General features: G+C 71.1%; 24 protein-coding genes and 1 tRNA gene. 14 read left to right on the top strand and 11 right to left on the bottom strand.

Going from position 1 to position 23751, the window contains the following annotated elements; translation table 11 throughout:
- Positions 1 to 4: 4 nt before the first annotated feature.
- The gene (locus K0817_RS14155; protein WP_219982170.1) at positions 5 to 604 is read right to left on the bottom strand and encodes a helix-turn-helix transcriptional regulator; all 600 of its coding nucleotides are present in this window, start codon (positions 602 to 604) and stop codon (positions 5 to 7) included.
- 159 nt (positions 605 to 763) lie between these two features.
- The gene (locus K0817_RS14150; RefSeq protein ID WP_219982169.1) at positions 764 to 2026 is read right to left on the bottom strand and encodes a glutamyl-tRNA reductase; all 1263 of its coding nucleotides are present in this window, start codon (positions 2024 to 2026) and stop codon (positions 764 to 766) included.
- 75 nt (positions 2027 to 2101) lie between these two features.
- Between K0817_RS14150 and hemE the strand changes: the two genes are divergently transcribed.
- Genes hemE through hemL form a run of 6 tightly spaced genes read left to right on the top strand, consistent with a single transcriptional unit; the run spans position 2102 to position 8332 of the window.
- A complete protein-coding gene (hemE, locus tag K0817_RS14145; RefSeq protein ID WP_374209551.1) occupies positions 2102 to 3160 on the top strand; it encodes a uroporphyrinogen decarboxylase in 1059 nt (352 codons plus the stop codon).
- On the top strand, positions 3153 to 4352 hold the full coding sequence (locus K0817_RS14140) for an NAD(P)/FAD-dependent oxidoreductase (RefSeq protein ID WP_219982168.1): 1200 nt from the start codon (positions 3153 to 3155) through the stop codon (positions 4350 to 4352). Before hemE ends, K0817_RS14140 begins: the two co-directional genes overlap by 8 nt.
- Before the next feature lie 50 nt (positions 4353 to 4402).
- Entirely contained in the window at positions 4403 to 5140 is a 738-nt protein-coding gene (gene hemQ, locus K0817_RS14135) for a hydrogen peroxide-dependent heme synthase (protein ID WP_219982167.1), read from the top strand.
- The gene (gene hemC / locus K0817_RS14130; protein WP_219982166.1) at positions 5137 to 6048 is read left to right on the top strand and encodes a hydroxymethylbilane synthase; all 912 of its coding nucleotides are present in this window, start codon (positions 5137 to 5139) and stop codon (positions 6046 to 6048) included. Before hemQ ends, hemC begins: the two co-directional genes overlap by 4 nt.
- Positions 6045 to 7010, top strand: a complete 966-nt coding sequence (gene hemB, locus K0817_RS14125; RefSeq protein WP_219982165.1) for a porphobilinogen synthase — start codon at positions 6045 to 6047, stop codon at positions 7008 to 7010. Before hemC ends, hemB begins: the two co-directional genes overlap by 4 nt.
- Positions 7007 to 8332, top strand: a complete 1326-nt coding sequence (gene hemL / locus K0817_RS14120) for a glutamate-1-semialdehyde 2,1-aminomutase (protein ID WP_219982164.1) — start codon at positions 7007 to 7009, stop codon at positions 8330 to 8332. Before hemB ends, hemL begins: the two co-directional genes overlap by 4 nt.
- 6 nt (positions 8333 to 8338) lie before the next feature.
- Here the strand turns inward: hemL and K0817_RS14115 are convergent, their stop codons facing one another.
- Positions 8339 to 8809: a MarR family transcriptional regulator gene (locus tag K0817_RS14115; RefSeq protein WP_219982163.1), complete on the bottom strand. Its 471-nt coding sequence runs from the start codon at positions 8807 to 8809 to the stop codon at positions 8339 to 8341.
- Between the two features lie 117 nt (positions 8810 to 8926).
- Between K0817_RS14115 and K0817_RS14110 the strand changes: the two genes are divergently transcribed.
- The 3 genes from K0817_RS14110 (at position 8927) to K0817_RS14100 (ending at position 11769) form a co-directional block, all read left to right on the top strand.
- Complete coding sequence (locus K0817_RS14110; protein ID WP_219982162.1) at positions 8927 to 9991, top strand: LLM class flavin-dependent oxidoreductase; 1065 nt, start codon at positions 8927 to 8929, stop codon at positions 9989 to 9991.
- Entirely contained in the window at positions 9988 to 10689 is a 702-nt protein-coding gene (locus K0817_RS14105) for an NADPH-dependent F420 reductase (protein WP_219982161.1), read from the top strand. The genes K0817_RS14110 and K0817_RS14105 overlap by 4 nt, the downstream gene beginning before the upstream one ends.
- Positions 10690 to 11388: 699 nt before the next feature.
- Positions 11389 to 11769, top strand: a complete 381-nt coding sequence (locus tag K0817_RS14100; RefSeq protein WP_219982160.1) for an MmcQ/YjbR family DNA-binding protein — start codon at positions 11389 to 11391, stop codon at positions 11767 to 11769.
- Between the two features lie 28 nt (positions 11770 to 11797).
- On the opposite strand, the gene K0817_RS14095 is transcribed toward K0817_RS14100, so the two are convergent.
- Positions 11798 to 12169: a helix-turn-helix domain-containing protein gene (locus tag K0817_RS14095; RefSeq protein ID WP_219982159.1), complete on the bottom strand. Its 372-nt coding sequence runs from the start codon at positions 12167 to 12169 to the stop codon at positions 11798 to 11800.
- A gap of 95 nt (positions 12170 to 12264) precedes the next feature.
- Between K0817_RS14095 and K0817_RS14090 the strand changes: the two genes are divergently transcribed.
- Complete coding sequence (locus K0817_RS14090; protein ID WP_219982158.1) at positions 12265 to 13119, top strand: SDR family oxidoreductase; 855 nt, start codon at positions 12265 to 12267, stop codon at positions 13117 to 13119.
- A gap of 108 nt (positions 13120 to 13227) precedes the next feature.
- Here K0817_RS14090 and K0817_RS14085 read toward each other — a convergent pair.
- The 4 genes from K0817_RS14085 to galU form a co-directional block, all read right to left on the bottom strand.
- A tRNA-Ala gene (locus tag K0817_RS14085) sits at positions 13228 to 13300 on the bottom strand.
- Between the two features lie 68 nt (positions 13301 to 13368).
- Positions 13369 to 14340, bottom strand: a complete 972-nt coding sequence (locus K0817_RS14080; RefSeq protein ID WP_219982157.1) for a large exoprotein — start codon at positions 14338 to 14340, stop codon at positions 13369 to 13371.
- A 75-nt stretch (positions 14341 to 14415) separates the two neighbouring features.
- A complete protein-coding gene (locus tag K0817_RS14075; protein WP_219982156.1) occupies positions 14416 to 15045 on the bottom strand; it encodes a GNAT family N-acetyltransferase in 630 nt (209 codons plus the stop codon).
- Between the two features lie 23 nt (positions 15046 to 15068).
- Positions 15069 to 15956, bottom strand: coding sequence for a UTP--glucose-1-phosphate uridylyltransferase GalU (galU, locus tag K0817_RS14070; RefSeq protein WP_219982155.1), 888 nt, complete (start codon positions 15954 to 15956; stop codon positions 15069 to 15071).
- 80 nt (positions 15957 to 16036) lie between these two features.
- On the opposite strand from galU, the gene K0817_RS14065 reads away from it, so the two are divergent.
- From K0817_RS14065 to mscL, 3 genes are read left to right on the top strand one after another with little or no spacing between them, the layout of a single operon-like run.
- On the top strand, positions 16037 to 16633 hold the full coding sequence (locus K0817_RS14065; protein ID WP_219982154.1) for a 5-formyltetrahydrofolate cyclo-ligase: 597 nt from the start codon (positions 16037 to 16039) through the stop codon (positions 16631 to 16633).
- A gap of 27 nt (positions 16634 to 16660) precedes the next feature.
- A complete protein-coding gene (locus K0817_RS14060) occupies positions 16661 to 16990 on the top strand; it encodes an FmdB family zinc ribbon protein (protein WP_219982153.1) in 330 nt (109 codons plus the stop codon).
- A 34-nt stretch (positions 16991 to 17024) separates the two neighbouring features.
- Positions 17025 to 17435, top strand: coding sequence for a large conductance mechanosensitive channel protein MscL (gene mscL, locus K0817_RS14055; RefSeq protein ID WP_219982152.1), 411 nt, complete (start codon positions 17025 to 17027; stop codon positions 17433 to 17435).
- A gap of 1 nt (position 17436) precedes the next feature.
- On the opposite strand, the gene K0817_RS14050 is transcribed toward mscL, so the two are convergent.
- Together K0817_RS14050 and K0817_RS14045 are read right to left on the bottom strand one after the other, a co-directional pair.
- On the bottom strand, positions 17437 to 17598 hold the full coding sequence (locus K0817_RS14050; RefSeq protein WP_253735399.1) for a hypothetical protein: 162 nt from the start codon (positions 17596 to 17598) through the stop codon (positions 17437 to 17439).
- 19 nt (positions 17599 to 17617) lie between these two features.
- Positions 17618 to 21349 (bottom strand): AAA family ATPase, encoded by a 3732-nt coding sequence (locus tag K0817_RS14045; RefSeq protein WP_219982150.1) that lies wholly within the window; start codon positions 21347 to 21349, stop codon positions 17618 to 17620.
- Positions 21350 to 21543: 194 nt separating this feature from the next.
- Here K0817_RS14045 and K0817_RS14040 point away from each other — a divergent pair, with 194 nt between their 5' ends.
- Positions 21544 to 22086 (top strand): methylated-DNA--[protein]-cysteine S-methyltransferase, encoded by a 543-nt coding sequence (locus K0817_RS14040; protein WP_219982149.1) that lies wholly within the window; start codon positions 21544 to 21546, stop codon positions 22084 to 22086.
- Between the two features lie 68 nt (positions 22087 to 22154).
- Here the strand turns inward: K0817_RS14040 and K0817_RS14035 are convergent, their stop codons facing one another.
- Entirely contained in the window at positions 22155 to 23708 is a 1554-nt protein-coding gene (locus K0817_RS14035) for a cation acetate symporter (protein WP_253735419.1), read from the bottom strand.
- Positions 23709 to 23751: the final 43 nt, after the last annotated feature.

Below are 23751 nucleotides of genomic sequence, written 5' to 3'. Positions count from 1 at the left end.
GCCGTCACCGGTCGGCCTCGGGCTCGGGGTTCACGACGGCGAAGAAGCGCGAATAGCGCGCGCCGGGTGGGCGCCGGGACGGGTCGGCGTGCCGGCCCGCGAACCGATTCGTCAGGTTCTGCACGTCGCGGCTGAGCTCGGCGAGCTCCTCCGAGGTCGCCCAGAATGACGAACGCGTGAAGGTCATCGCCTGGACCCATTCGTCCGGTTCGCGGTCGACGCGCGAGAACCAGTCCATCGCACGGAGGAACTCCGATTCGAGGCCTAAGGAGCCGACGGCCTGCACGGCCCGCAGTGAGCCCGGCACTGCCGGGTCGGGACGCATGTCGAAATCCGCGAGGCGCACACGCCAGGGCTTCTCGCGGCCGCGACGCTCGGCACGCTCGATGTAGCCGTACTTCTCCAGCATGCGCAGGTGGAACGAGCAGCTGGCCGCCGACTCCCCCAGCGCCTCGGCGCATTCCGTGGCGGTGGCTTCCGTGACATCACCCAGGTGGTCGAGCAGGGCGATCCGCACCGGGTGCGCGAGGGCGCGGATGCGCTCGGGGTCGGTGATCCGCTCGCGGGGCCGGGGACTGGAATCCGGGCGATCTTCAGTGGTCATGCGACGAGCGTAGATTCTAAAGAACTCTTTCGCAAGATATCTTTAGAATCATTCACCGCGGCGACTACTCGCGGCTGTGGCGGTGAGTCGAGGCACCACGTTCCGCCCCAGGGGAGAGTCGGCCGGATGGGCCGGATCCGTCCGCGGTGTCGTTCGCGGCTACGCCGTTGCTGACCAGGGATCCTCGTCGAGGGCTGCCAGGATGGTCGCCGCATCGACCTCGACCGAGAGGCCGTGCAACAGCTCGAGCGCCGCCCGCGCCTCGTCGATCCGCCCTTCGACCGCGAGTTCGCGGATGCGCACCGAAGGCCGGTGCAGCAGCACGCCCGCCAGGTGTCGCAGCGCCGCCTCGGTCTCGTCGCCCGCGCCGCGCGCGCGGGCCCGGGCGATCTCGGCCTCGACCTTCGCGAGGACGTCGGTGCGCAGCGCCGTGATGGCGGGGCCGGCGAGGCGGTCGGCGTGGAACTCCGTCGCGGCGTCTCCGACGATGGCGCGCGCGTCGGCGTGCGCGCTGAACTCTGCGAGAGGCGCGTGCAGCCGGATGGTCTCGAGATCGAGCAGCTCGACCCCGGCGACACCGCCCACGTCGGGGTCGACGTTGCGGGGCAGGCCCAGGTCGATCACCAGCACACGGTGGCCGGCCGTGAACGCCTCGGCGTGCACGACCGCATCGGCGGTGCAGGTGATGACGACGTCGGCCTCGGCCGCAGCGGCACGGAAGTCCGAGACCGCCTCGAGCGCGTGCTTCGCGGCGAACGCCTCGGCGCGACCCGACGGCGAGAAGACGTGGATGTCGCCGGCCCCGCGAGCGCGGAGGGCGTCGACCGTGCGGGCGGCGTAGCGACCGGTTCCCACCACGACCACGCGTGCGGCCGCCCAGTCGGGGATGCGGCTCGAAGCCAGTTCCAGCGCGAGACGGACGAGCGAGCGGTGAGCGCCGCGCAGCTGCGTGCGGTTGCGTACGCCCCGGCTGGTGTGCGTCGCCCGCTGGAACAGCCGCTCCAGCTCGCCGCTGGTCAGGCCGTCGGCACGGGCGGCGTCCAGAGCGCGGCGCACCTGGCCCGAGATCTCGTCTTCGCCGACGACCATCGATTCCAGTCCGCTCGTCACGGCGAACAGGTGGGCTGCGGCATCCGGGCCCTGATGCACGGCGACAGAAGACCGCAGGTGGTCGACGGGAATACCGGATGCCCCGGCCAGCGCGTCGACGACCGATTCGACCGCGACGGCCTCACCGCCGGTGAGCGGCTCGTCGATGTCGAGATAGGCCTCGAACCGGTTGCACGTGGCGAGGACGACCGCGCCGGAGACGAAGATCTCGTCGCGCACGAGGGCGCGGGTGGCCGACGGCGCGCCCACGGAGAGACGCTCCAGGATGTCGAGGCTCGCGTTCCGGTGGTTCGCGGTCAGACAGAGGAGCACGCCCCCATCTTAAGGCACCGCTCTGGGCACTGGCTGCCGACGGGTCTCGCAAGGCGGGAGCCTAAGGTGGATGACGTGCCGCTCGACTCCTCCCACCCGATGCTCGCAGAGGGCTACACGCCTCCCCCGCTCGTTCGCGCGTATCGCGGCGAGCGCCTCGAGACGCCCCCGGTGTGGTTCATGCGACAGGCTGGGCGGTCGCTGCCCGAGTACCGCGAGCTGCGCGTGGGCACCGACATGCTCGACGCGTGCCTGAACCCTGAGCTCGCGAGCGAGATCACCCTCCAACCCGTGCGTCGCCACGGCGTGGACGCCGGCATCTTCTTCAGCGACATCGTCATCCCGGTCAGGCTCGCGGGCGTCGACGTGCGCATCGTGGCCGGTCGCGGGCCCGTGCTCGAGAGCCCCGTGCGGACGGCGGCGGATGTCGCGGCGCTGCCGCCACTGGATCCCGCGGCACTCGCACCCATCCGCGAGGCGGTTGCGCTCACCGTGGCCGGGCTGGGCGACACTCCGCTCATCGGTTTCGCGGGGGCGCCGTACACGCTTGCCTCGTACCTCGTCGAGGGCGGCCCGTCGAAGGAGCAGCTCAAGACGCGCGCCCTCATGCATTCCGATCCCGAGACGTGGGCGGCGCTGCTGTCGTGGTGCGCCGAGATCACCGGTGCCTTCCTGACCGCCCAGATCGAGTCGGGGGCTTCGGCCGGTCAGCTCTTCGACTCGTGGGCCGGCTCCCTCAGCCTCGCCGACTACACCGCACACGTCGCGCCCTTCTCGGCCCGCGCGCTCGAGCCGGTGCGCGACCTGGGTGTGCCGCTGATCCACTTCGGCGTCGGCACCGGCGAGCTGCTCGCGGCGATGCGCGACATCGGGGTCGACGCGGTGGGCGTCGACTGGCGTCTGCCTCTCGATGAGGCGGCGCGACGCGTCGGCGGCGACGTGACCTTGCAGGGCAACATCGACCCCGCGCTGCTGCGGGCGCCGTGGCCGGTGCTCGAGGCGCACCTCCGCGATGTGCTCCAACGCGGCCGGGCCGCCCGTGCGCACGTCCTCAACCTCGGACACGGCGTGCCGCCCGACACCGATCCGACAGTGCTCACGCGCATCGTGGAGTTCGTCCACCGAAATGCCTGAGTTCTCCGTGGTCGGCGGCGGCATCGCCGGCCTGGTCACCGCCCGGCGGCTCGCCGCGGCAGGCGCTGCGGTCACGCTGCTGGAAGCATCCGATCGCCTCGGCGGCACGGTCGCGCGGCATGAGGTTGCGGGGATCGCGCTGGATGCCGGAGCCGAGAGCTTCGCGGTCCGCGGCGGCGCCGTCGAGGCGCTGGTGACCGAACTGGGGATGGCCGGCGACATCGTGGCTCCGGTCCCCGGCCCGGCTTGGCTCCAGCCCGCGTCGGGCGAGGCGGTGCCGCTGCCGGCCACCGCGCTGCTCGGCATCCCCTCGGACCCCCTCGCCGATGACGTGGTGCGGGTCGTGGGGCGCGAGGCCGCCGAGCGCGCCGTGATCCTGGACGCGGCGCCCGTCACGACGGTGCCGGCCACGCTCGGCGTGCTCGTGCGGGAGCGGCTCGGACCCGGTGTGCTCGACCTGCTCGTGGCTCCCGTGGTGCACGGCGTGCACTCTCAGCATCCCGATGAGCTTCCCCTCGCGCGCGCACATCCGGGGTTGGCGGATGCCGTCATCGCGGCCGGGTCCCTCAGCGGTGCCGTCGCACGGCTGCGCGCCGCCGCCCCGCCCGGCTCGGCCGTGGCCGGCATCCGGGGTGGCATCCATCGCCTCGTCTCCGCTCTCGCCGATGACCTCGCCACGCGCGGGGTCGACGTCCGCCTCGGCACGCGGGTCGAGCGACTCGATGCGCTGCCGGGCACCGTGGTGATCGCGGCGCCCGGGATCGCAGCGCCGGCGGGGTCGGGACGACGCATCGACCTCGTCACCCTCGTCGTGGAGCAGAACGAACTGGATGCCGCACCCCGCGGCAGCGGAATGCTCGTCGCGCAAGGAGCCCCAGTGGGCGCGCGCGCGCTGACGCACGCCACCGGGAAGTGGGCCTGGCTGCGTGAGGCCGCCGCCGGGCGTCACGTGCTGCGACTCTCGTACGACGCGACACCCGCTGACCCCGTGGCAGCGGCCCGAACCGACGCTGAGACCCTGCTGGGCCTGCCGCTCCCGGTCGTGGTCGACGCCGCGGTGGTGTCGTGGACGCGCCCCGCCCCGGCACCGCCTTCCGGCCTCGCCCTGGTCGGCGAGACGGTCGCCGGCTCGGGCTTGGCCGGCATCGTCGGCCAAGCCGAGCGCATCGCCGCCGCTCTCCTCTCCCCCTGACCGCCAACCGGCCACTCTCGGCCCTGCCGCGGGATGGGAGGATAGAACCCATGACCGATCCCTCGGCGAGTCCCGCACCCGAGTCATCCACCCCCGAAGCCCTCGGCTACACCCTGTGGGCCGTGTTCCGTCGCGATCCGGCTCTGGCGGCGGGCGGACCGGCGCCGGCGGCGACCGGCGGCGACATCGTCGCGGCGGTCGAGTGGGTCGAGGCATCCGGTGTCGCCGTGCGCGGGTTCTACGACGTCTCGGGCATGCGCGCCGACGCCGACATCATGGTGTGGCTGCACGGCACGACCGACGAGAACGGCGTCGGAACCGCCCCCGAGGTGCTGCAGGCGGCGCTGCGCAAGCTGCGCCGCACCGAGCCCCTCGCGTCGCTGCTGCCGGTGTGGAACGCCATGGGCGTGCACCGCGACGCCGAGTTCACCTCGAGCCATCTGCCGGCGTTCATGCGCGGCAAAGAGCCCGAGACGTGGCTCACGGTGTATCCGTTCGTGCGGTCGTACGACTGGTACATCCTGCCCGACGACGAGCGGCGGCAGATGCTCGCCGACCACGGGCGCAAGGGCGCGCGGCATCGCAGCGTGCTGAGCAACACGGTCGCGTCTTTCGCGCTCGGCGACTACGAGTGGATCCTGGCGCTCGAGGCCCCCGAGCTGGTGGAGCTGGTCGACCTGATGCGCGACCTCCGTCAGACCGAAGCGCGCCGCCATGTGCGCGAAGAGGTGCCGTTCTTCACCGGCCGGCGGATCCGCCTCGACGAGATCCCCGAGGTGCTGGCATGAGCGCGCTGCGGATCGGCACGCGCGGCAGCGCTCTGGCCCTCACGCAGACCGGGATGGTCGCCGACGACCTCGCCGACGCCACCGGAGTCACCGCCGAACTGGTCACGATCACGACCGCCGGCGACCGTTCGAACGAGCCGCTCTCGCGCGCCGGCGGCATGGGACTGTTCACCGGCGCGTTGCGCGATGCGCTGCTCGAGGGCCGCTGCGACGTGGTCGTCCACTCGCTCAAAGACCTGCCGACCGCGCCGCACGACCAGCTCGTCGTCGCGGCGATCCCGGCGCGCGAGAACCCCAGCGACGCCCTGTGCGCGCGCGACGGCCTGACCCTCGACGACCTGCCCGGCGGCGCGCGCGTCGGCACGGGCTCCCCGCGTCGCATGGCGCAGCTGCGCCGGCGTCGTCCCGATCTCGAGGTGGTCGACATCCGCGGCAACGTCGACACGCGCCTCGGCAAGGTCACGGACGGCGAGCTGGATGCCGTCATCCTCGCCGCCGCCGGGCTCAATCGCCTCGGCCGCACCGACGTGATCACCGAGCTGCTCGACCCCGACGCGTGGCCGACCGCCCCCGGCCAGGGCGCGCTCGCGGTCGAGGTGCGCCGGGGCGACGAGGACCTCGTCCGCGCCCTCGACCACCGCGAGACGCGTGCCGCCGTCGAGGCCGAGCGCGAGGTGCTCGCCCTGCTCGAGGCCGGCTGCTCGGCTCCTCTCGGCGCCCGCGCCGTCGTCGATGCCGGCCTGCTGCTGCTCTCGGCCAGCGTCTACAGTCTCGACGGCGCGACCGCCCTCACGTCGTCCCACGCCGGGTCGTGGCCGGACGAGGACGCACCGCGTGAGGTCGCGGCATCCGTCGCCCGCGAACTGCTCGACGCCGGCGCCGCCGACCTGACCGGAGCCCGCCCATGATCGACCGCCCCCGCCGCCTGCGCGCGACTCCCGCGATGAGGCGCCTGGTCGCCGAGACCCGGCTGCACCCGGCCGAGCTGATCCTGCCGATGTTCGTGCGCGAAGGCGCCACCCAGCCGGTGCCGATCTCGTCCATGCCGGGCGTCGTGCAGCACTCGACCGAGAGCCTCAAGAAGGCCGTGACGGATGCCGCAGCCGCCGGCATCGGCGGCATCATGCTGTTCGGCGTGCCCGAGCACAAGGACGCCACCGGGTCGGGTGCGACCGATCCCGACGGCATCCTGAACGTGGCGACCCGGATCGCGGTCGCCGAGGCCGGCGACGCACTCGTCGTGCAGACCGACCTGTGCCTCGACGAATTCACCGACCACGGCCACTGCGGCGTGCTCGATGCGAAGGGCTACGTCGACAACGACGCATCGCTGGAGCGCTATCGCGACATGGGCGTGGCCCAGGCCGAGTCCGGCTCGCAGCTGCTGGGGCTCAGCGGCATGATGGACGGTCAGGTCGCCGCGGTGCGCGACGCGCTCGACGACGCCGGCTTCGGCAACACGCCGATCCTCGCCTACGCGGCGAAGTACGCCTCGGCGTTCTACGGTCCGTTCCGCGAGGCCGTGCAGTCCTCGCTCGAGGGCGACCGCCGCACGTATCAGCAAGACCCGGCGAACCGCCGCGAAGGCATGCGCGAGCTCGACCTCGATGTGGCCGAGGGCGCCGACATCGTGATGGTCAAGCCCGCGATGAGCTACCTCGACGTGCTGGCCGATGCCGCGGCGACGAGCCCCGTCCCGGTGTGGGCGTATCAGGTGTCGGGCGAGTACGCGATGATCGAGGCCGCCGCGGCCCACGGCTGGATCGATCGGCGTCGCGCGATCGAGGAGTCGGTGCTCGGCATCCGTCGTGCCGGCGCCGATGCCGTGCTGACGTACTGGGCGACCGAACTGGCGGGATGGATCCGATGACTGAGCCCACGACGAACGCACAGGAATTCGCCCGGGCGCGGGGCGCGATGCCGGGCGGTGTGAACTCGCCGGTGCGCGCGTTCGGCTCAGTGCACGAGACCCCCCGCTTCTTCGTGTCGGCGTCGGGTCCGTACGTGACCGACGTCGAGGGCCGCGAATACGTCGACCTCGTCGGGTCGTGGGGTCCCGCGATCCTCGGGCACGCGCATCCCGCGGTCGTGAAGGCGGTGCAGGATGCCGCCGCCCACGGCCTCGGCTTCGGCGCGAGCACGCCCGGCGAGACCGAGCTGGCCGAGCTCATCGCAGCGAGGGTCACCCGTGACGGGGTCGCGCGCCCCGTGGAGCGCGTGCGCCTGGTCTCCACGGGCACCGAGGCGACCATGACCGCGATCCGCCTCGCCCGCGGCGCGACGGGCCGCGACCTGATCGTGAAGTTCGCCGGGCACTATCACGGCCATTCCGACGGGCTGCTGGCCGAGGCCGGCTCGGGTGTCGCGACGCTCGCACTCCCGGGGTCTGCCGGCGTGCCTGCGCCGATCGCCGCGCAGACGCTCGTCGTCCCGTACAACGACGTGGACGCCGTGCGCGAGGTGTTCGCCGCCCGGGGCGCCGAGATCGCGGCGGTCATCGTCGAGGCCGCGCCGGCCAACATGGGCATCGTGCCGCCGGCGCACGGGTTCAACGCCGCACTGGCCGACATCGTGCACGCGAACGGCGCGCTCCTCATCCTCGACGAGGTGCTCACCGGCTTCCGCGTCGGCCCCGCCGGCTGGTACGGCGTCGACCCCGTCGCGTTCGCCCCCGACCTCATCACGTTCGGCAAAGTCGTCGGTGGCGGGCTGCCGCTCGCCGCGCTCGGCGGGTCGGCGGCGCTCATGGAGCTGCTCGCCCCGCTCGGCCCGGTGTACCAGGCGGGAACCCTGAGCGGCAATCCGCTCGCGGTCGCCGCCGGGCGGGCGACGCTCGACCACCTCGACGCCGCGGCCTATGCCCGCATCGACGCCGCCGCGACGACGATCGCGGATGCCGCGGCATCCGCTCTCTCCGACGCCGGCGTCACTCATGTCGTACAGCGCAGCGGCAACCTGTTCTCGATCCAGTTCGCCGACGCGCCGCCGCACGACTACGACACGGTGAAGGCGCAGGCAGCGTTCCGGTACCCGCCGTTCTTCCGCGCGATGCTCGCGCAGGGTGTCTCGCTACCGCCGTCGGTGTTCGAGGCGTGGTTCGTCTCGGCGGCGCACGACGAGGCCGCCGTCACGCGGATCGTCGACGCGCTGCCGGCCGCCGCCCGCGCCGCCGCCGAGGCGAAGCCCGGCTGACGGCGATCAGGACCGGTCGAGACGGGCCTGCAGGGCTCGCGCGATCTCCCCCGCGGCGACCAGCTGATCCGGCGTGAGCGCGTCGACGAAGAGCTCCCTGATAGCGCGGAAGTGCGGCGAGATCGAGGCGCGAAACGCCGCTGCCCCGGCATCCGTGAGCACGATCTCGGCTCCGCGGCTGTCGGTAGCGCAGTCCTCGCGCGAGATCAGGCCGCGTCGTTCCATGCGGGCGAGGTGGTGTGAGAGCCGGCTGCGCTCCCACCCGATCTCGGACGCCAGATCGGAGGACCGCAGCCGATGCCCGGGCGCCTCACTGAGGCCAAGCAGCACGACGTAGTCCCCCGGCGAGAGGCCGGTGTCGCTCTGCAGTCGCCGCCCGAGTTCGGTGCGGACCGCCTCGGTGGTCTCGACGAAGGCGCGCCAGACCTCGAGTTCTTGCCGGTTCGGTGTTCGACGGCCTGTTCGGGTCGCGCTCACGACGCCTCCTCGATTGACACGTCAACTATATCCGGTCCATACTGGAACGCAAAGAGATTGACGTGTCAATCTTGTGGACCGGCTCGCGACCCGAGCCTGGACGTGAGGAACCGCACGATGAACGACATCGAGTTCGGACTGAACACCTTCGGAGACGTACCGGAAGGCGACGACGGCACACTCGTCAGCTACGCCGCTGCGATCCGGCAGACGGTGGACGAGGCGGTGCTGGCCGACCAGCTCGGCGTCGATGTGTTCCTCGTCGGTGAGCACCACCGCCCCGAATACGCCATCTCGAGCCCCGAGACGGTGCTCGCCGGCATCGCGACCCGCACCTCGCGCATGCGGCTGGGGTCGGGGGTGACCGTGCTCTCCTCCGATGATCCGGTGCGGGTCTTCCAGCGCTTCGCGACCCTCGATGCACTGTCGAACGGGCGCGCCGAGGTCATTCTCGGCCGCGGTTCGTTCACCGAGTCCTTCCCGCTGTTCGGCTACGACCTGGCCGACTACGACGTGCTGTTCGAGGAGAAGATCGAGCTCTTCGCCGAACTCGTCAAGGAGCGCCCGGTGACCTGGTCGGGAACGATGCGCGCGCCGCTGGTCGATGCCGACGTCTTCCCGAAGACCGAGTCCGGGCGACTGAACACCTGGGTGGGTGTCGGCGGCTCACCGCAGTCGGTCGTACGCACGGCGCGCTACGGGTTCCCCCTCATGCTCGCCATCATCGGCGGTGCTCCCGAGCGCTTCGCGCCCTACGTCGACCTGTACCGGCGTGCGTCGGAGCAGTTCGGCACGACCGCCCATCCGGTCGGCATGCACTCCCCCGGCTTCATCGCCGACACCGACGAAGAGGCGCGCGAGCTCGTGTGGCCCCGCTACCGGGTCATCCGCGACCGGATCGGCGCGCTGCGCGGCTGGCCGCCGATCCGTCGCGAGGACTACGACGCCGACATCGCACACGGCTCGATGTACATCGGCTCGCCCGAGACCGTCGCGCGCAAGATCGCGCACGCGATCCGTGCGCTCGACGTCGGACGATTCGACTTGATCTACACGACCGGCACGATCCCCGCGAGCGCCCGACTGCGGGCCGTGGAACTCTACGGGACGCGCGTGATCCCGATGGTGCGGGAGCTGCTCGCCGAGGCTCCGGTGGGCGCTTCCGCCGACGTCCGGGCATGAGCGACCACGCAGCGTCTCACGCGACGACGCTGGGCATTCTCGGAGCGGGCAAGGTGGGCACGGTGCTCGCCCGCCTGGCCGTCGCTGCCGGGTACCGCGTGCTCATCGCCGGCTCCGGCGCGGTCGAGCGCATCGCGCTCACCGTCGAGGTCCTCGCTCCGGGCGCGGTCGCCACCACCGCGTCTGCGGCCGCCGCCCAGGCCGACGTCGTGATCCTCGCCTTGCCTCTCGGAAAGCACCGCGCACTGCCGGTGGAGGAGCTGCGCGGCAGACTCGTGATCGATGCGATGAACTATTGGTGGGAAGTCGACGGGGTGAGAGACGACCTCAACGACCCCGCGACATCGACGAGCCGGATCGTGCAGGAGTTCCTGCCGGAATCGCGGGTGGTGAAGGCGTTCAACCACATGGGCTATCACGACCTCGAGGCCGAAGCGCGCCCGCAGGGCGAGCCCGGCCGCAAGGCGATCGCCCTGGCCGGCGATGACCCCGACGACCTCGCCGCCGTCGCGCACGTCATCGACGACCTGGGCTTCGACCCTGTGCCCGCGGGCGCCTTGGCCGACGGCATCCGTCTTCAGCCGGGTGCCGAAGCCTTCGGCGCCAACGTGACCGCCCACGAACTGCGGGCGATGCTCGATCGATTCTCGGAGTCGGCCGGAGGGCTCGAGGCGCTGTACGCCCTGTCCGAGGACTGAGACGAGACGGGATGCCGCGGCCCGCGCGCCGGTAACCGCGGGTGTCGCCTCTCGACGGGCCGGGCACCCGGCATCCTGCCGCATCTCCTCCGCGCTCCACAGGAGAACCGGGCTTCCACAGGACGCCTCGACGGCCACACGTCCTGTAGAAGCCCGGTTGACCTGTTGGCGAGCACGGACCCGAGCACCTGCCCGCCCCGCATCCGGCATCCGGCATCCGGCATCCGGCATCCGCCCCGCGTCTCCTCCGCGCTCCACAGGAAAACCGGGCTTCCACAGGATGCTTCGGCGGCCACACGTCCTGTAGAAGCCCGGTTGACCTGTCGGCGAGCACGGGCCCGAGCACCTGCCCGCCCGGCACCCGGCACCCGGCATCCGGCATCCGCCCGGTATCTCCTCCGCGCTCCACAGGAGAACGGGGCTTCCACAGGACGCTTCGGCGGCCACACGTCCTGTAGAAGCCCGGTTGACCTGTTGGCGAGCACGGACCCGAGCACCTGCCCGCCCCGCATCCGGCATCCGGCCGGCATCCCCTCCGCGCTCCACAGGAGAACCGGGCTCCACAGGAGAACCGGGCTTCCACAGGACGTTTCTGCGACCAAACGTCCTGTAGAAGCCCGGTTGACCTGTTGGCGAGCAGGGGCAGGCTCCATCCGGCTTCGGGACAACAGTCGGCGGTACGCACTAGTGTCGGCCCCCATGGCGCACCTGGACGACATCCGACCGCTCGGGACCGAGCTCGAGCGCTCGTACGAGGTGTTCGTGCACGGCAGGCTCAAGTTCCGCGTCGGGCAGATGGTGTACGTCGCGTTCTCGCTCGACGAGGCGGTGATGGGCTTCGCCTTCCCGAAGGAAGAGCGGGCGGGCCTTGTCGGGGGCTCGCCGCACAAGTTCGAATTACCCTCCGAGGGCGACATGCGCTTCCACTGGGTGCACGCTCGCCTGGCGGCACTGGACCCCGCCGAAGCCCGCGAACTCGTGGTCGACGCCTGGCGCATGGTGGTGCCGCAGAAGGTGGCGCGTGCGTATGATCTCGCGCATCCGGACGGCCCAGGCCTGCCGCCCACGCACTCATCCTGAAAACAGCCGCCCCGTGCGACGCCGCGGGTCACACGGGATCGCGACCGAGCATTCCGTCAGCGTGTTCGGCGACCCATTCGACGAGTGGGAGCATCCGTTCCATGAGATCGCGGCCCAGTGGTGTGAGGCTGTACTCGACGTGCGGGGGCACTGCGGGGAACGATTCGCGGTGCACGAGGCCGTCGGCGCTCAGCGTCCTGAGCGTCGTCGCGAGCATCTTCTCGCTGATGCCGCCGACGTCTCGGCGCAGTTCGCCCCATCGCCGGGTTCCGTCGGAGAGAGATGCCAGCACGAGCACACCCCATTTGCTCATGATGTGGTCGAGCACCACGCGGGTGCCGCATCCTTCGCTGAACGCGCCGACCGACGCCTCCCGAATCTCCGCATAACTAACCGTCATGTGCGTACCTTACGCCAAAGTGGGTACCTTCAGGCGGGAAGGTGTCGGGCCCCGGGCGGTTATCCCTCGTATCCACATACAGAAAGGGATCATTCATGTCCATCCTCGTCACCGGCGCCACCGGCCAGCTCGGCCGGCTCGTCATCGACAGCCTCATCTCGCGCGGCGTCGCACCGCAGGACATCGTCGCGGGCGCCCGCGACACAGCGAAGGCCGACGATCTCGCCCGCCGCGGTGTGACCGTGCGCGAGCTCGACTACACCGATCCGTCGACCATTGCGAGCGCTTTCGAAGGCGTCGACGCGGTGCTGCTCATCTCCAGCTCCGAGGTCGGTCAGCGCGTTGCGCAGCATGAGGCTGTCATCGATGCGGCGGCTGCCCGCGGGGTCTCGAAGTTCGTGTACACGAGCGCCCCCAAGGCGACGACGACCGACCTGATCCTCGCGGCTGAGCACAAAGCCACCGAAGAGGCGATCGCCGCGGCGGGGCTGCCGGCAGTGATCCTGCGCAACAACTGGTACACCGAGAACTACGCCTCCGACCTGGAGCGTGCGGGCGGCACCGGCGTGGTCGCCGCGAGCGTCGGCGACGGTCGAGTCGCGTCAGCCAGCCGGGCGGACTATGCGGATGCCGCTGCCGCCGTACTGGTCACCGACGGCCACATCGGGCAGACCTACGAGCTCGGCGGCGATGTCGCCTGGAACTACAGCGAGCTCGCCGAAGCGATCGCCGACGTCACCGGCCGCCCCGTGGTGTTCCACGCGCTCTCGCCCGAAGAGCACGCCGCCCAGCTCATGGCGGCCGGGTTGGATGCCGCGACCGCGGACTTCGTCACGGCGCTGGATGCCGGCATCCGAAACGGAGCGCTGGAGCAGAGCGACGGCACCCTGTCGCGCCTCATCGGCCGGCCCACGACTCCGCTCGTCGAGGGACTGCGCGCTCTGGCGTGAGGCCTCACCGGCGGGCGGCGGCGGACGCTTCTTCGCGGAGGCGCTAGCCGCCGCTCGCCGGCGCCGGGCCGACGCGCACGGCCACGAACAGGTGAGCAAGACTCTCGGTGGACCTGAGGGGAATCGAACCCCTGACCTCCTCGATGCGAACGAGGCGCGCTACCAACTGCGCTACAGGCCCGTGAACCTCCGCAACATTATCACGGCGCCACCGCCCCGCCCGAATCGGACGGGCCTCCCCCAGCCCCCCTACTGACCGGAGGCGCGACGCTCGAGCAGCTGCCGCACGTGCGCCTCGATCTCGACGTCGTCAACGTAGCCCATGCGCGCGAAGTCCGTGTCGTTCGAAGCGACCCGCGCGGTGCGCGCGGTGTCGATCGAGGGGGGCCGCTCCGCCTCGGCTCGCGCCCGCATCGCCTCGTCGACGGCGGCCTGGCGCAGCGCGGTCCGTGCCGCGGCGGCGTCGAGCACGGCGGCGGCACGCGAGCCCGCCGAAGCGGTGAGCGGACGCGGCAGTTCGCGCGGCGCCCACTCGCGCTGCTCGGGCTCGAGCTCGACGTCCTGCAGCGACACCGCGGGCCGGGGAGCAGCATCCGCCATCCGCACGGTCGCGCGGGCAGTCACGCGTGACATGCGGTGGAGGACGAGAACGGATGCTGTGGCCACGGCGACGCCGCTCCACATGAGCGGCTGCGCGCCGACGGTCAGCACCTGGTAGACACCCCAGCCGGCGAGGCCCAGCCCCACGATCCCGACGAGGGTCGCGACGAAACGCAGTCGGCGCCGGGCGCGCGCACGGCGCAGCTCGGGAAGCGCCCGTGCCACAGCGAGCTCGGCCTGAGCCACCGCCTCGGCTGCCGCGCGCTCGGCACGTGCCCGCTCGAGTTCGACGCGGGCCGCGGCTTCGGCGGCGCTGCGTTCGGCGCGGGCTCGTTCGACATCGACCTTGGCGTGCTCGAGGGCGGCTTGCTCGCGCTCGGCGAGCGCACGCTTGGCCAGGCGCTGCTGCGCGGCGGCGGTGCGGGCGTTGAGCTCGAGCCGCACCTCTTCGGGAGTCTCGCTCGTCTCGGCGAGGATGCGCAGCGCCTGGTTCAGGCGCACGGCGTTGCGCTCGGCGGCGTCGTACTGACGCCGGTTGTGCCACGAGGGAAGCAGATAGACCAGCCACAGGAGCGCGGCGACGAGAACGATGACGCCCCCACCCCACACCTGCCCGTCCATGGTGACCACGGTAAGCGACCGGATGCCCCGGCCCCGGCATCCGCTCGCGTGTCGGCGCGCCGCGCCCGCTGCCGGCTACGCGTGCAGGCGGTCCGACGGCGGCACGGTCGCCGCATCCTGGGGTGCCCGGCCCGACAACCAGCGCTGCAGAACGCCCTCGGGCACGTCCTCGCGCACCAGCGCGAAGGCGTAGTGATCGCGCCAGTCGCCGTCGATGTGGATGAAGCGGCGCCGCAGCCCCTCGTAGCGGAAGCCGAGCTTCTCGACCACACGCAGGCTCGCGCGGTTCTCGGGGCGGATGCAGATCTCCATGCGATGAAGCCGCAGCTCTGAGAAGCACAGGTCAGTGGCCAGGGCCACCGCGGTGGGAGTGATGCCACGCCCGGCGAAGCGGCGGCTCACCCAGTAGCCGATGGTCGCCGACGCCAGCGAGCCGCGGGCGATGCCCCACACGTTGAGCTGCCCGGCGATCTCGCCGTCGTACTCCATCACGAGCGGCACGCCGGCGCCGTCGCGGTACTGCTGCAGCAGGCGCCGCACCCCCACGCGCATGTCGAACGAGACGGGCCCGTCGGGGCTGGTGGCCTCCCACGGCCGCAGCCAGTCGCGGTTGGTGAGGAGCTCGTTTTGCAGCACGCGCGCATCGCGCTGGCGGATCAGCCGGATCGACACCGGACCGTGCCTGCGGGGAGCCGTCAGATCCATGTGACCCCCTCGAACGGGCGGCGTCAGAGCTTCGCCGCGAACTCCTTGAACCAGGGACGCAGATCCGGACCGAGGTCTTCGCGATCGGCCGCGAGCTGCACGATGGCCTTGATGTAGTCCACCCTATCGCCGGTGTCGTACCGGCGGCCACGGAAGACCACGCCGTACACGCCGGGCCCGTCCGGGGCGGCGGCGAGCTCTTGCAGCGCGTCGGTGAGCTGGATCTCGCCGCCCTTGCCGGGCTCGGTGCGCTCGAGGATGTCGAACACATCGGGCGCCAGGACGTAACGGCCGATGATCGCCAGGTTGGAGGGCGCCTCCTCCTTCTTGGGCTTCTCGACGAGCCCCGTGACCTTCACCAGGCCGTCATCGCCCGTCTCTTCGACAGAGGCCACACCGTAGAGGTGGATGTGATCGGGGTCGACCTCCATCAGCGCGACGATGGCGGCGCCGGTGCGCTCGTGCTCGGCGATCATCGTCGTCAGCAGCTCGTCGCGCTCGTCGATCAGGTCATCGCCGAGCATGACCGCGAAGGACTCGTCGCCGACGTGTGCGCGGGCACGCAGCACCGCGTGGCCGAGGCCCTTGGGCTCTCCCTGACGCACGAAGTGGATGTCTGCCAGGTCACTGGACTCGAGCACGCGGCGCAGGCGGTCGTCGTCGCCCTTGTCTTTGAGCTTCTCTTCGAGCTCGGGCACCGAGTCGAAGTGGTTCGAGATCGCATTCTTGTTGCGTCCGATGATCACGAGGATGTCGTCGATGCCCGCCTGGGCGGCTTCCTCGACCACGTACTGGATCGCCGGCTTGTCAACGACGGGGAGCATCTCTTTCGGCATCGCCTTCGTGGCCGGAAGGAAGCGGGTGCCGAGTCCTGCGGCCGGAATGACGGCCTTGATCGAGGTGTGGGGCATGGACTGATTCTAGGCTCCCGTCCAGGATGTGCCCGCGCTCGCCTGCCGAGGCGCGGCGAGCCGCCCCGTAGAATCAGGGCATGCCCGATGCGATCGCCGACGCCAAGCGGGCGCTGCGCGCCGAAATGCGCGAGCGACGCCAGTTGCTCAGCGAGCAGGCGCGCGAAGAAGCGGCCCACGGCATCCGTGCGCAGCTCGACGCCCTCGTGGCCGATCTCGGCGTCCGTTCCATGTCGTGCTTTCTCTCGACCACCACCGAGCCCGACACCCGCGCTTTCGTGACGGATGCCGCGGCCCGAGGCATCCGGATCCTCCTTCCCGTCACGCGGACCGACGGTCTGCTCGACTGGGCGGTCGCCACCGCCGACGGCGACATCGCCGAGGGCATGTACGGACTGCCCGAACCGGTCGGCGAGCTGCTCGGCCCGATCGCCGTCAACGACGTGGACCTGCTCGTGATCCCCGCGGCCGCCGTCGACTCCACCGGCATGCGGCTGGGATGGGGACGGGGGTTCTACGACAAGACCCTCGGGTCGATGGAGCACTGCCCTCCGGTCTACGCCGTCGTCTATGACTCCGAGGTGATCGACCAGGTTCCTCGCGACGTCCACGACCAGCCCGTGACGGGCATCGTCACCCCGACTCGCACCATCACCCTCGCGCCGACCCGGCGCTGAACGCACCCTGAACCATCCGAGAGAGCCATGCCCACCTACGCCTACGCCTGCAAGCAGTGCGGCCACCGCTTCGACGCGGTGCAGTCCTTCGCCGACCCGACCCTGACCGAGTGCCCCGAGTGCGGCGGACCGCTGCGCAAGGCGTACGGATCGATCGGCGTGACCTTCAACGGCTCGGGCTTCTATCGCACGGACTCGCGCGCCGCGGCCAAGGAGTCCGGCGGAGGATCGAAGGAGTCCGGCGGAGGATCGAAGGAGTCCGGCGGAGGATCGGGCACCTCGGGTGGCAGCTCGGCACCGGCTTCCGCACCATCGAAGACCGAGGCGAAGGCCTCGCCCGCGTCGACGGGTTCGTGACCGGCTTCGGCCGGAGCTAGTGAAGGGGTATCACGTGATCAAGGGCTTCAAGGAGTTCATCCTCCGCGGCAACGTCATCGACCTGGCCGTCGCGGTCGTCATCGGCGCCGCGTTCACGGCGGTTGTCAATGCGATCGTGTCGAGCATCATCAACCCGATCATCGCGCTGTTCTGGGAGCCTGACGCGAACGGTCAGATCGGCATCACCGTGAACGGTCTGTGGGGCGATGTCACGTTCCCGATCGGCGACCTGATCAACGCGATCATCGCGTTCCTCGCGGTCGCGGTCGTCGTGTACTTCGTGTTCGTCTACCCGATGAACCGCATCAAAGAGCGTGCCGCCGCCAAGGCCGGTGTGAGCCCCGCCGACGAGGAGCCGAAGCTGCCCACCGAGCAGGAACTGCTCGTGCAGATCCGCGACCTGCTCGAGAAGCAGCGGGCCTGAGTCAGTAGTGCGGCGGGACGTCGCGCTTCAGTCGCTCGTCGTTCGGACCGGGTGAGGTTCCGGATGCCTGGGCCGGGGAGTCCGGATTCTCCGCGTCTGCGGGCGTGGGCTCGGCGGTCGTCCCGGGCGCAGGCGTGAGCTTGGCCCGACGGGACCCGGGCACCCGCTCGATCCGCTGACGTCTAGTCGACGACATCGATGGGCTGCGTCTCGCTGTCCACGCGCGGCGCGTCGGGCGGCACGCCGAGCATCGCGGCGATGCGCTTGGCGACATCGGCGGGATCGCGGTAGAGGTCGAACGAGTGCACGCGCACATAGTGCCAGCCCAAGCGGCGCAGCACCTGTGGGCGCAGACGCAGCGATTCCCGCAGCGATTCGCCGACCGTCTCTGGGTCGCTCTCGACCACGACCGCCTTGCCGCCGTACTGCGCGACGAGCGGCAGCCGGCCGCGGTAGTGCACGTCGACCGACAGCCCCGCGCGCCGCAGTTCCCGCGCGAGCCCGAGGGTGAGCGGGTCGGCGAGGTCTTCGAGCCGCGCCTCGCGCGACCGCGCGGCGATGCCGCCGAGGATCGTCATGAGCGTCGCGGCTCCGTACTCGAGCCGGCCGTCATCGAATGCCGACGGGCGGATCGACGACACGATGACCATCGAGCGCCGGGCGCGCGTCATCCCCACCGTGAGCAGTCGCTCGCCGTCGGGGGTCGACAGGTCGCCGAAGTCGCTGAGCACGCGGCCATGCTTGGTCAGACCGAATCCGAGCGAGAAGATGACGCGGTCGCGGCTCTCGGCGACCGACTCCTCGAGGGTGAGCACCGAGAACGGCTCGGCGGTGTCACGCGAGACGAAGTCTGCCACGTCGGACCGGCCGGCGAACGCCGCTTCGACGGCACTGCGGACGCGTTCGGCGTGCCGTGTGCTGGCGGTGACGACCATGAGCGATTCGCTGCCGCGGTTGACCGCGTGCTCGACGACGAGTGTCACGACGCGGGCTACCTCGGCGTCGGGGCTCTCGACCGCTCCGGTGATCGGGTCGGGGGTGCCGTGGCCGCCCTCGACGTAGTCCACCGCGAGGCTGCCGCGACCGAGGTAAGAGCCGGCCCACGGCAGCGACACGAGCTCGCCGCCGTAGAACGCGTCGTTGACGAGTTCGGCCAGGTCTTCGCCGCCGGCGCGGTAGCTGCGGGTGAGGGTCTCGACGGGTAACAGCTCTGCGAGGCGCTCGAACACGCTGGTGGTGTCGAAGGGCACCTCGGACTCGTCATCCTGCGGCGCGACCGCGGTCGATCCGGGGCCGGGGGCGCTCGAGAAGCTCGCTGCGACACGGAACGGCGTCGGCTTCTGGGTGACCGGGTCTCCGAAGGCGACGACCTGGCGACCGCGACGCAGCGCGGGTGATGCCTCTGCGAGGCACAGGGCTGCGGCATCGGCCACGACGACGACGTCGAAGCCGATCGACGCGGGGATGCGGGGAACGTCGTACGGCGACGCCAGCCACACCGGCGCGAGCGTGCGCGAGAGCGTCGGGGCGACCGCGGCGAGCTCGCCGGCCGAGACGGCGCCGCGCTTGAGAGCCTTCTTCAGCGCGTCGGCCTCGTCGGCGTGATCGACGATGCCGATGCGCCATTGCGTCGCCAGCTGCGCGGCCAAGAGGGGACCGGATGCCGCGGCATGGGCCTCGTCGACGAGACGGAAGTCGCGCTCGAGCCGGTCCACGACCGCCGTGTTGGCACCGAGGACGGCCCGGTCGGTGCGCAGCAGCAGCTCGAGGGCCGACTGCCACCACGCGAACTCGAGCTCGGCGGCGACCCGGTCTTCGGGCACGTGGCGCACCGACAGCTCGGTCAGCAGCGGCTCGAGGCCGAGCGCGGCAAGTTCGGTGCGCAGTGTCGCGCGCTCTTTGAGATTGTCGAAGACGTCCGAGTCGGCGGCGAGGCCCGCCAGCGTGCGCACGAGCTGCTTCACGGGCATGCTCGCCAGCTGCTCGGATGCCTGCCTGCCGAGCACCGCGTCGAGCTGGGCGAGGTCGGCGTCCACGCGCTGCCACGCGACGTGCACGTCGCTCAGGCCCAGCGGCAGCTCGGGGCTGACCCCGGCGTCGACGTAGCGCTGCCACTCGGTGCGCTGCTGCTGAATGCGCACCAGCGCCTCGTGCATGTCGGGCACGTGCACGCCCGGGCGCACGTACTCGCGTGACAGCCGGCGCAAGCGCCGCCGGTTCGCGTTGGTCATGTTCGGCGAATCGCGGCGCGACCCGTGCGCCTGGATCAGCTCGCCCAGCGGCCGCTCGTAGACGGTCAGGCTGAAGCGATCGAGCGAGTCGCGAATGCCCTGCAGCAGGCGCAGGTACGTGCCCAGTTCGCTGATCGTGCGGAACGGGCGCATGCGCGTCTGGCCGATCAGCTCATACCCGCGTTCGAGCAGAGTGGGCACATCGCTGCGGTTCAGCTTGCCCGCCAGCGCGTGCGCGGCCCGGGCCTGGTCGACCGTGTCGAAGGTCACGCCGTACCACGGTGAATCGTCGGGACCGAAGCGGAACTCCCCCAGCCGCGCGGCGGCCGACAGTTTGGCCGCGGCGTCGTTGCGGGTGTCGGCCAGCCGCTCGAGCGCGTCGACGTCGAACCGGGCTGCGGTCTGCGGCGGCGCCTCGCCCTCGGCGAGCGCGGCGAGCGCCCGCAGGATCTCGAGCACCGAGACGCCGAGTGACGGATGCCGCGCCGTCACGGCCGCGCGGTAGTCACGGAGCACTCCCCGCAGACGCACGAGCGCGTCGTCGATGTCGGCGACCTTGGGCGGCTGGGCCTTCTCGTTGCGGCCGATCGCGCGGATGAGGTCGCGCTGCAGCCGGTCGGGCGAGACGGCGAGGCCGGGCAGCCCGACGCCGGCCAGGCGGTGCCGCACCCCGTCGAGGGTGGAGCGACGCGCGCTCACCACGAGCACGCGCTTGCCGTCGCGCACGAGCGCGCCGACCGCGTTGATCACGGTCTGCGTGCCGCCGGTGCCGGGGAGTGTGTGCACGACGAGCGATTGCCCCGCCGCGATGCGCGCGAGCACCTGCTCCTGTTCGGAGTCGGCGTCGAGCAGCAGCATGTCGGCGGCCGGCGCGCGGTCGTCGGGGCTCGTCGCCGGCGGCGCGTCGCGGCGTGCTGTCAGCGATTCGCGGTCGGCCGGATGCCCCGCGAGTGCGTTGAGCACGGGATGGTCGAGGTCGGCGGCATCCGCGGCCATCGGACCGCCGACGTCGGCGAAGCTCGAGACCAGCAGGCGGGGGGTCACGGCGTACGACTCGATCGACGACGTCAGGGCGCGCAGGTGATCGATGACCGGCTGCGGCTTGAACACGCCGCCGTCGTACGCGAGGGCGGAGAGGCCGCCGGCGTCGATCGAGATGCCGAAGTGCGTGCGCAGCGCCCGCACGAGCTCGGGATTGACCGAGAACGTACCGTGCAGCTTCAGCTCGAAGTCGCCGTGGTGCCGGCGGATGGCGAGCGGGCGCAGCAGCACCGGCGCCGTGCAGGCGAGGCCGCCGATACGCCACGACGCGAGGCCGACCGCGAGGCGCACCGAGTCCAGGCCGCGTGTGGTGCGCAGCTCGAGGTTCTTGGCGGTGATGCGCTCGGCGGCGAGGCGGGCGCTGCGCAACGCGACCTCGTCGCGGAAGAGGTTCGACAGCAGCGTCGAGCGCCCGGTGATGAACTGGGGCAGGCTGCCCGGGTGGGCCTTGGTGATCTCGATCGCCGCGTCGGCGTCGGAGAAGTGCAGCAGCGTGGAGCGCCCGCCGAGGGCCGCCGACTGCTGCCGCAGCCGGTCGCGCTCCGGCTCTGCCACGTGGACGACCGTGACGTCGGGTTCGGCGAGGCCGAGGTCGCCGGGCGTCACGTCGTACCCGGGCACGGCGTCTTCTGCACCGACCACGGCGCTCCGCTCTCCTCGCCACACACGAGCCACCCTAAGCGCGACACGCGCACGCCACTTGCAATGGACCTGAGTTTCGCGGTATTGGCACCTCGCGCCGTGCCGGCTCCTCCCCAAGCGGCCTTCTTCGCCGATTGCCCACAGACCCGTCGCGTGCCGGCCATCACGTCGGATCGAGCGGCCAGGATGGGCTCATGACCCCGCCGGAACCGCCTCGCTATCGCGTCCACCCGTCGCCGATCGGCGACATCCTGATCGTCACGACCCTCGAGGGCATCGTGACCCTGCATCCTTTCGACGGCCCTCTGCATTCCGAGCTGGAGCGCATCGCGCTGCGGCTGCGCGCACTGCCCGTGCCCGAAGATGCTGGCGACGATGACGCGCCCGACCCCGCGGCCGAGGCGGCCGCCGCACAGCTGGACGAGTACTTCGACGGCAGCCGTCGTGAGTTCGATCTGCCGCTGGACTGGCGGCTGGTGCGCGGCTTCACACGGGCCGCGCTCGAGGCTGTGCGAGACATCCCCTACGGCGAGACCGCGGGGTACGGCGAGGTCGCGATCAACGCGGGCTCGCCACGCGCCGCGCGGGCGGTCGGCACTTCGTGCGCGACGACACCGTTCTCGATCGTGGTGCCGGTGCACCGGGTCGTGCGCGCCGACGGTTCGCTCGGCGAGTACGGCGGGCGGCCCGAGGTGAAGCAGTACCTGATCGACCTCGAGCGGGCGTCGGGCGTGTAGGCCGTCCGTCACGCCGCGCGGCCCGGGCGGATCTCTCCGCCCGGGCCGCCTCTCTCCGATCGATGCGGTCAGTGGTGCGTGGCCTTCTCGGCGCCGAAGCCGGTCAGCGAGCGCACCTCCATCTCGGCTGCCTTGCGGGGGTCCTCCGGCTTGCGCGAGGTGACGGTGCCCAGCCAGCCGAGGAAGAACCCGAGCGGGATCGACACGATGCCCGGGTTGTTCAGCGGCCAGATCGCCGTACCGACCTTGAACACGCTCGTCTCGCCGCCCCAGAACACCGGCGACAGCACGATGAGGATGATGGCCGCGGCCAAACCGCCGTACATGCTCCACACCGCGCCGCGCGTGTTGAAGCGGCGCCAGAACAGCGAGTACAGGATCGTCGGCAGGTTCGCCGACGCGGCGACCGCGAAGGCCAGCGCCACCAGGAACGCCACGTTCTGCCCCTGTACGGCGATGCCGCCGAGGATCGCCAGCACGCCGATCACGATCACCGTGCGACGGGCCACCTTGACCTCGCCGTCCGGCGGCACGTTGCCCTTCTTCACCACGTTGGCGTAGATGTCGTGGGCGAACGATGCCGCAGCGGTGATGGTCAGACCCGCCACCACAGCCAGGATCGTGGCGAACGCGACCGCCGAGATGAAGCCGAGCAGCAGCGGTCCGCCCAGCGCGAGGGCCAGGAGCGGTGCGGCCGAGTTCACGCCGCCCGGTGCCTCTCTGATGGCCTCGGGCCCGACGAGGGCACCGGCGCCGTAGCCGAGCACGAGCGTCAGCAGGTAGAACAGGCCGATCAGCCAGATCGCCCACACCACCGACCGGCGGGCCTCCTTGGCCGTGGGCACGGTGTAGAAGCGCATCAGCACGTGCGGCAGACCCGCGGTGCCGAGCACCAGTGCGATCGCGAGCGAGATGAAGTCCCACGGGTTCGCGCCGTACTGCAGCCCTGGTCCGAGGATCGCGTCCTGGGGGTCGGAGGTCGACTGGGCCACCGCGCTCTCGAGCAGCGTATTGAGGCTGAACCCGTTGATGGCGAGCACCCAGATCGTCATGACCAGCGCGCCGCCGATGAGCAGGAACGCCTTGACGATCTGCACCCAGGTCGTGCCCTTCATGCCGCCGACCAGCACGTACACGATCATGAGCACGCCCACGACGGCGACCACCAGCGAGATGCCGATCGCGTCGTCGATGCCGAGCAGCAGCGCGACGAGGCCGCCGGCGCCCGCCATCTGCGCGAGCAGATAGAAGAAGCACACCGCCAGCGTCGTGATGGCTGCCGCCATGCGCACCGGGGTCTGCTTCAGCCGGAACGACAGCACGTCGGCCATCGTGAACTTGCCGGTGTTGCGCATGAGCTCGGCGACCAGCAGCAGGGCGACGAGCCAGGCCACCAGGAAGCCGATCGAATACAAGAAGCCGTCGTACCCGTTGATCGCGATCGCGCCGCAGATGCCGAGGAACGACGCCGCCGACAGATAGTCGCCCGAGATCGCGAACCCGTTCTGCGGACCGGTGAACGAACGCCCCGCCGCGTAGTAGTCCGCGGCGGTCTTGTTGTTGCGGCTCGCCCGAATGACGATGAACAGCGTCACCGCGACGAACGCGCCGAAGATCGACATGTTGAGGATGGGGTTGTTCTCCACCGTCGAGACACTGCTCTCG

This window comes from Microbacterium sp. HD4P20 (assembly GCF_019449275.2).
Lineage (GTDB): Bacteria > Actinomycetota > Actinomycetes > Actinomycetales > Microbacteriaceae > Microbacterium.
The sequence above is the reverse complement of the archived record's forward strand: the minus strand, read 5'-3'. Positions and strand labels throughout refer to the sequence as shown.

Bases quoted from the DNA above. Each gene is read 5' to 3' on its own strand.
- K0817_RS14155 (WP_219982170.1), bottom strand. From the start codon at position 604: ATGACCACTGAAGATCGCCCGGATTCCAGTCCCCGGCCCCGCGAGCGG.
- K0817_RS14140 (WP_219982168.1), top strand. From the start codon at position 3,153: ATGCCTGAGTTCTCCGTGGTCGGCGGCGGCATCGCCGGCCTGGTCACC.
- hemQ (WP_219982167.1), top strand. From the start codon at position 4,403: ATGACCGATCCCTCGGCGAGTCCCGCACCCGAGTCATCCACCCCCGAA.
- hemC (WP_219982166.1), top strand. From the start codon at position 5,137: ATGAGCGCGCTGCGGATCGGCACGCGCGGCAGCGCTCTGGCCCTCACG.
- hemB (WP_219982165.1), top strand. From the start codon at position 6,045: ATGATCGACCGCCCCCGCCGCCTGCGCGCGACTCCCGCGATGAGGCGC.
- hemL (WP_219982164.1), top strand. From the start codon at position 7,007: ATGACTGAGCCCACGACGAACGCACAGGAATTCGCCCGGGCGCGGGGC.
- K0817_RS14110 (WP_219982162.1), top strand. From the start codon at position 8,927: ATGAACGACATCGAGTTCGGACTGAACACCTTCGGAGACGTACCGGAA.
- K0817_RS14105 (WP_219982161.1), top strand. From the start codon at position 9,988: ATGAGCGACCACGCAGCGTCTCACGCGACGACGCTGGGCATTCTCGGA.
- K0817_RS14100 (WP_219982160.1), top strand. From the start codon at position 11,389: ATGGCGCACCTGGACGACATCCGACCGCTCGGGACCGAGCTCGAGCGC.
- K0817_RS14095 (WP_219982159.1), bottom strand. From the start codon at position 12,169: ATGACGGTTAGTTATGCGGAGATTCGGGAGGCGTCGGTCGGCGCGTTC.
- K0817_RS14090 (WP_219982158.1), top strand. From the start codon at position 12,265: ATGTCCATCCTCGTCACCGGCGCCACCGGCCAGCTCGGCCGGCTCGTC.
- K0817_RS14080 (WP_219982157.1), bottom strand. From the start codon at position 14,340: ATGGACGGGCAGGTGTGGGGTGGGGGCGTCATCGTTCTCGTCGCCGCG.
- K0817_RS14075 (WP_219982156.1), bottom strand. From the start codon at position 15,045: ATGGATCTGACGGCTCCCCGCAGGCACGGTCCGGTGTCGATCCGGCTG.
- galU (WP_219982155.1), bottom strand. From the start codon at position 15,956: ATGCCCCACACCTCGATCAAGGCCGTCATTCCGGCCGCAGGACTCGGC.
- K0817_RS14065 (WP_219982154.1), top strand. From the start codon at position 16,037: ATGCCCGATGCGATCGCCGACGCCAAGCGGGCGCTGCGCGCCGAAATG.
- K0817_RS14060 (WP_219982153.1), top strand. From the start codon at position 16,661: ATGCCCACCTACGCCTACGCCTGCAAGCAGTGCGGCCACCGCTTCGAC.
- K0817_RS14040 (WP_219982149.1), top strand. From the start codon at position 21,544: ATGACCCCGCCGGAACCGCCTCGCTATCGCGTCCACCCGTCGCCGATC.
- K0817_RS14035 (WP_253735419.1), bottom strand. From the start codon at position 23,708: ATGTCGATCTTCGGCGCGTTCGTCGCGGTGACGCTGTTCATCGTCATT.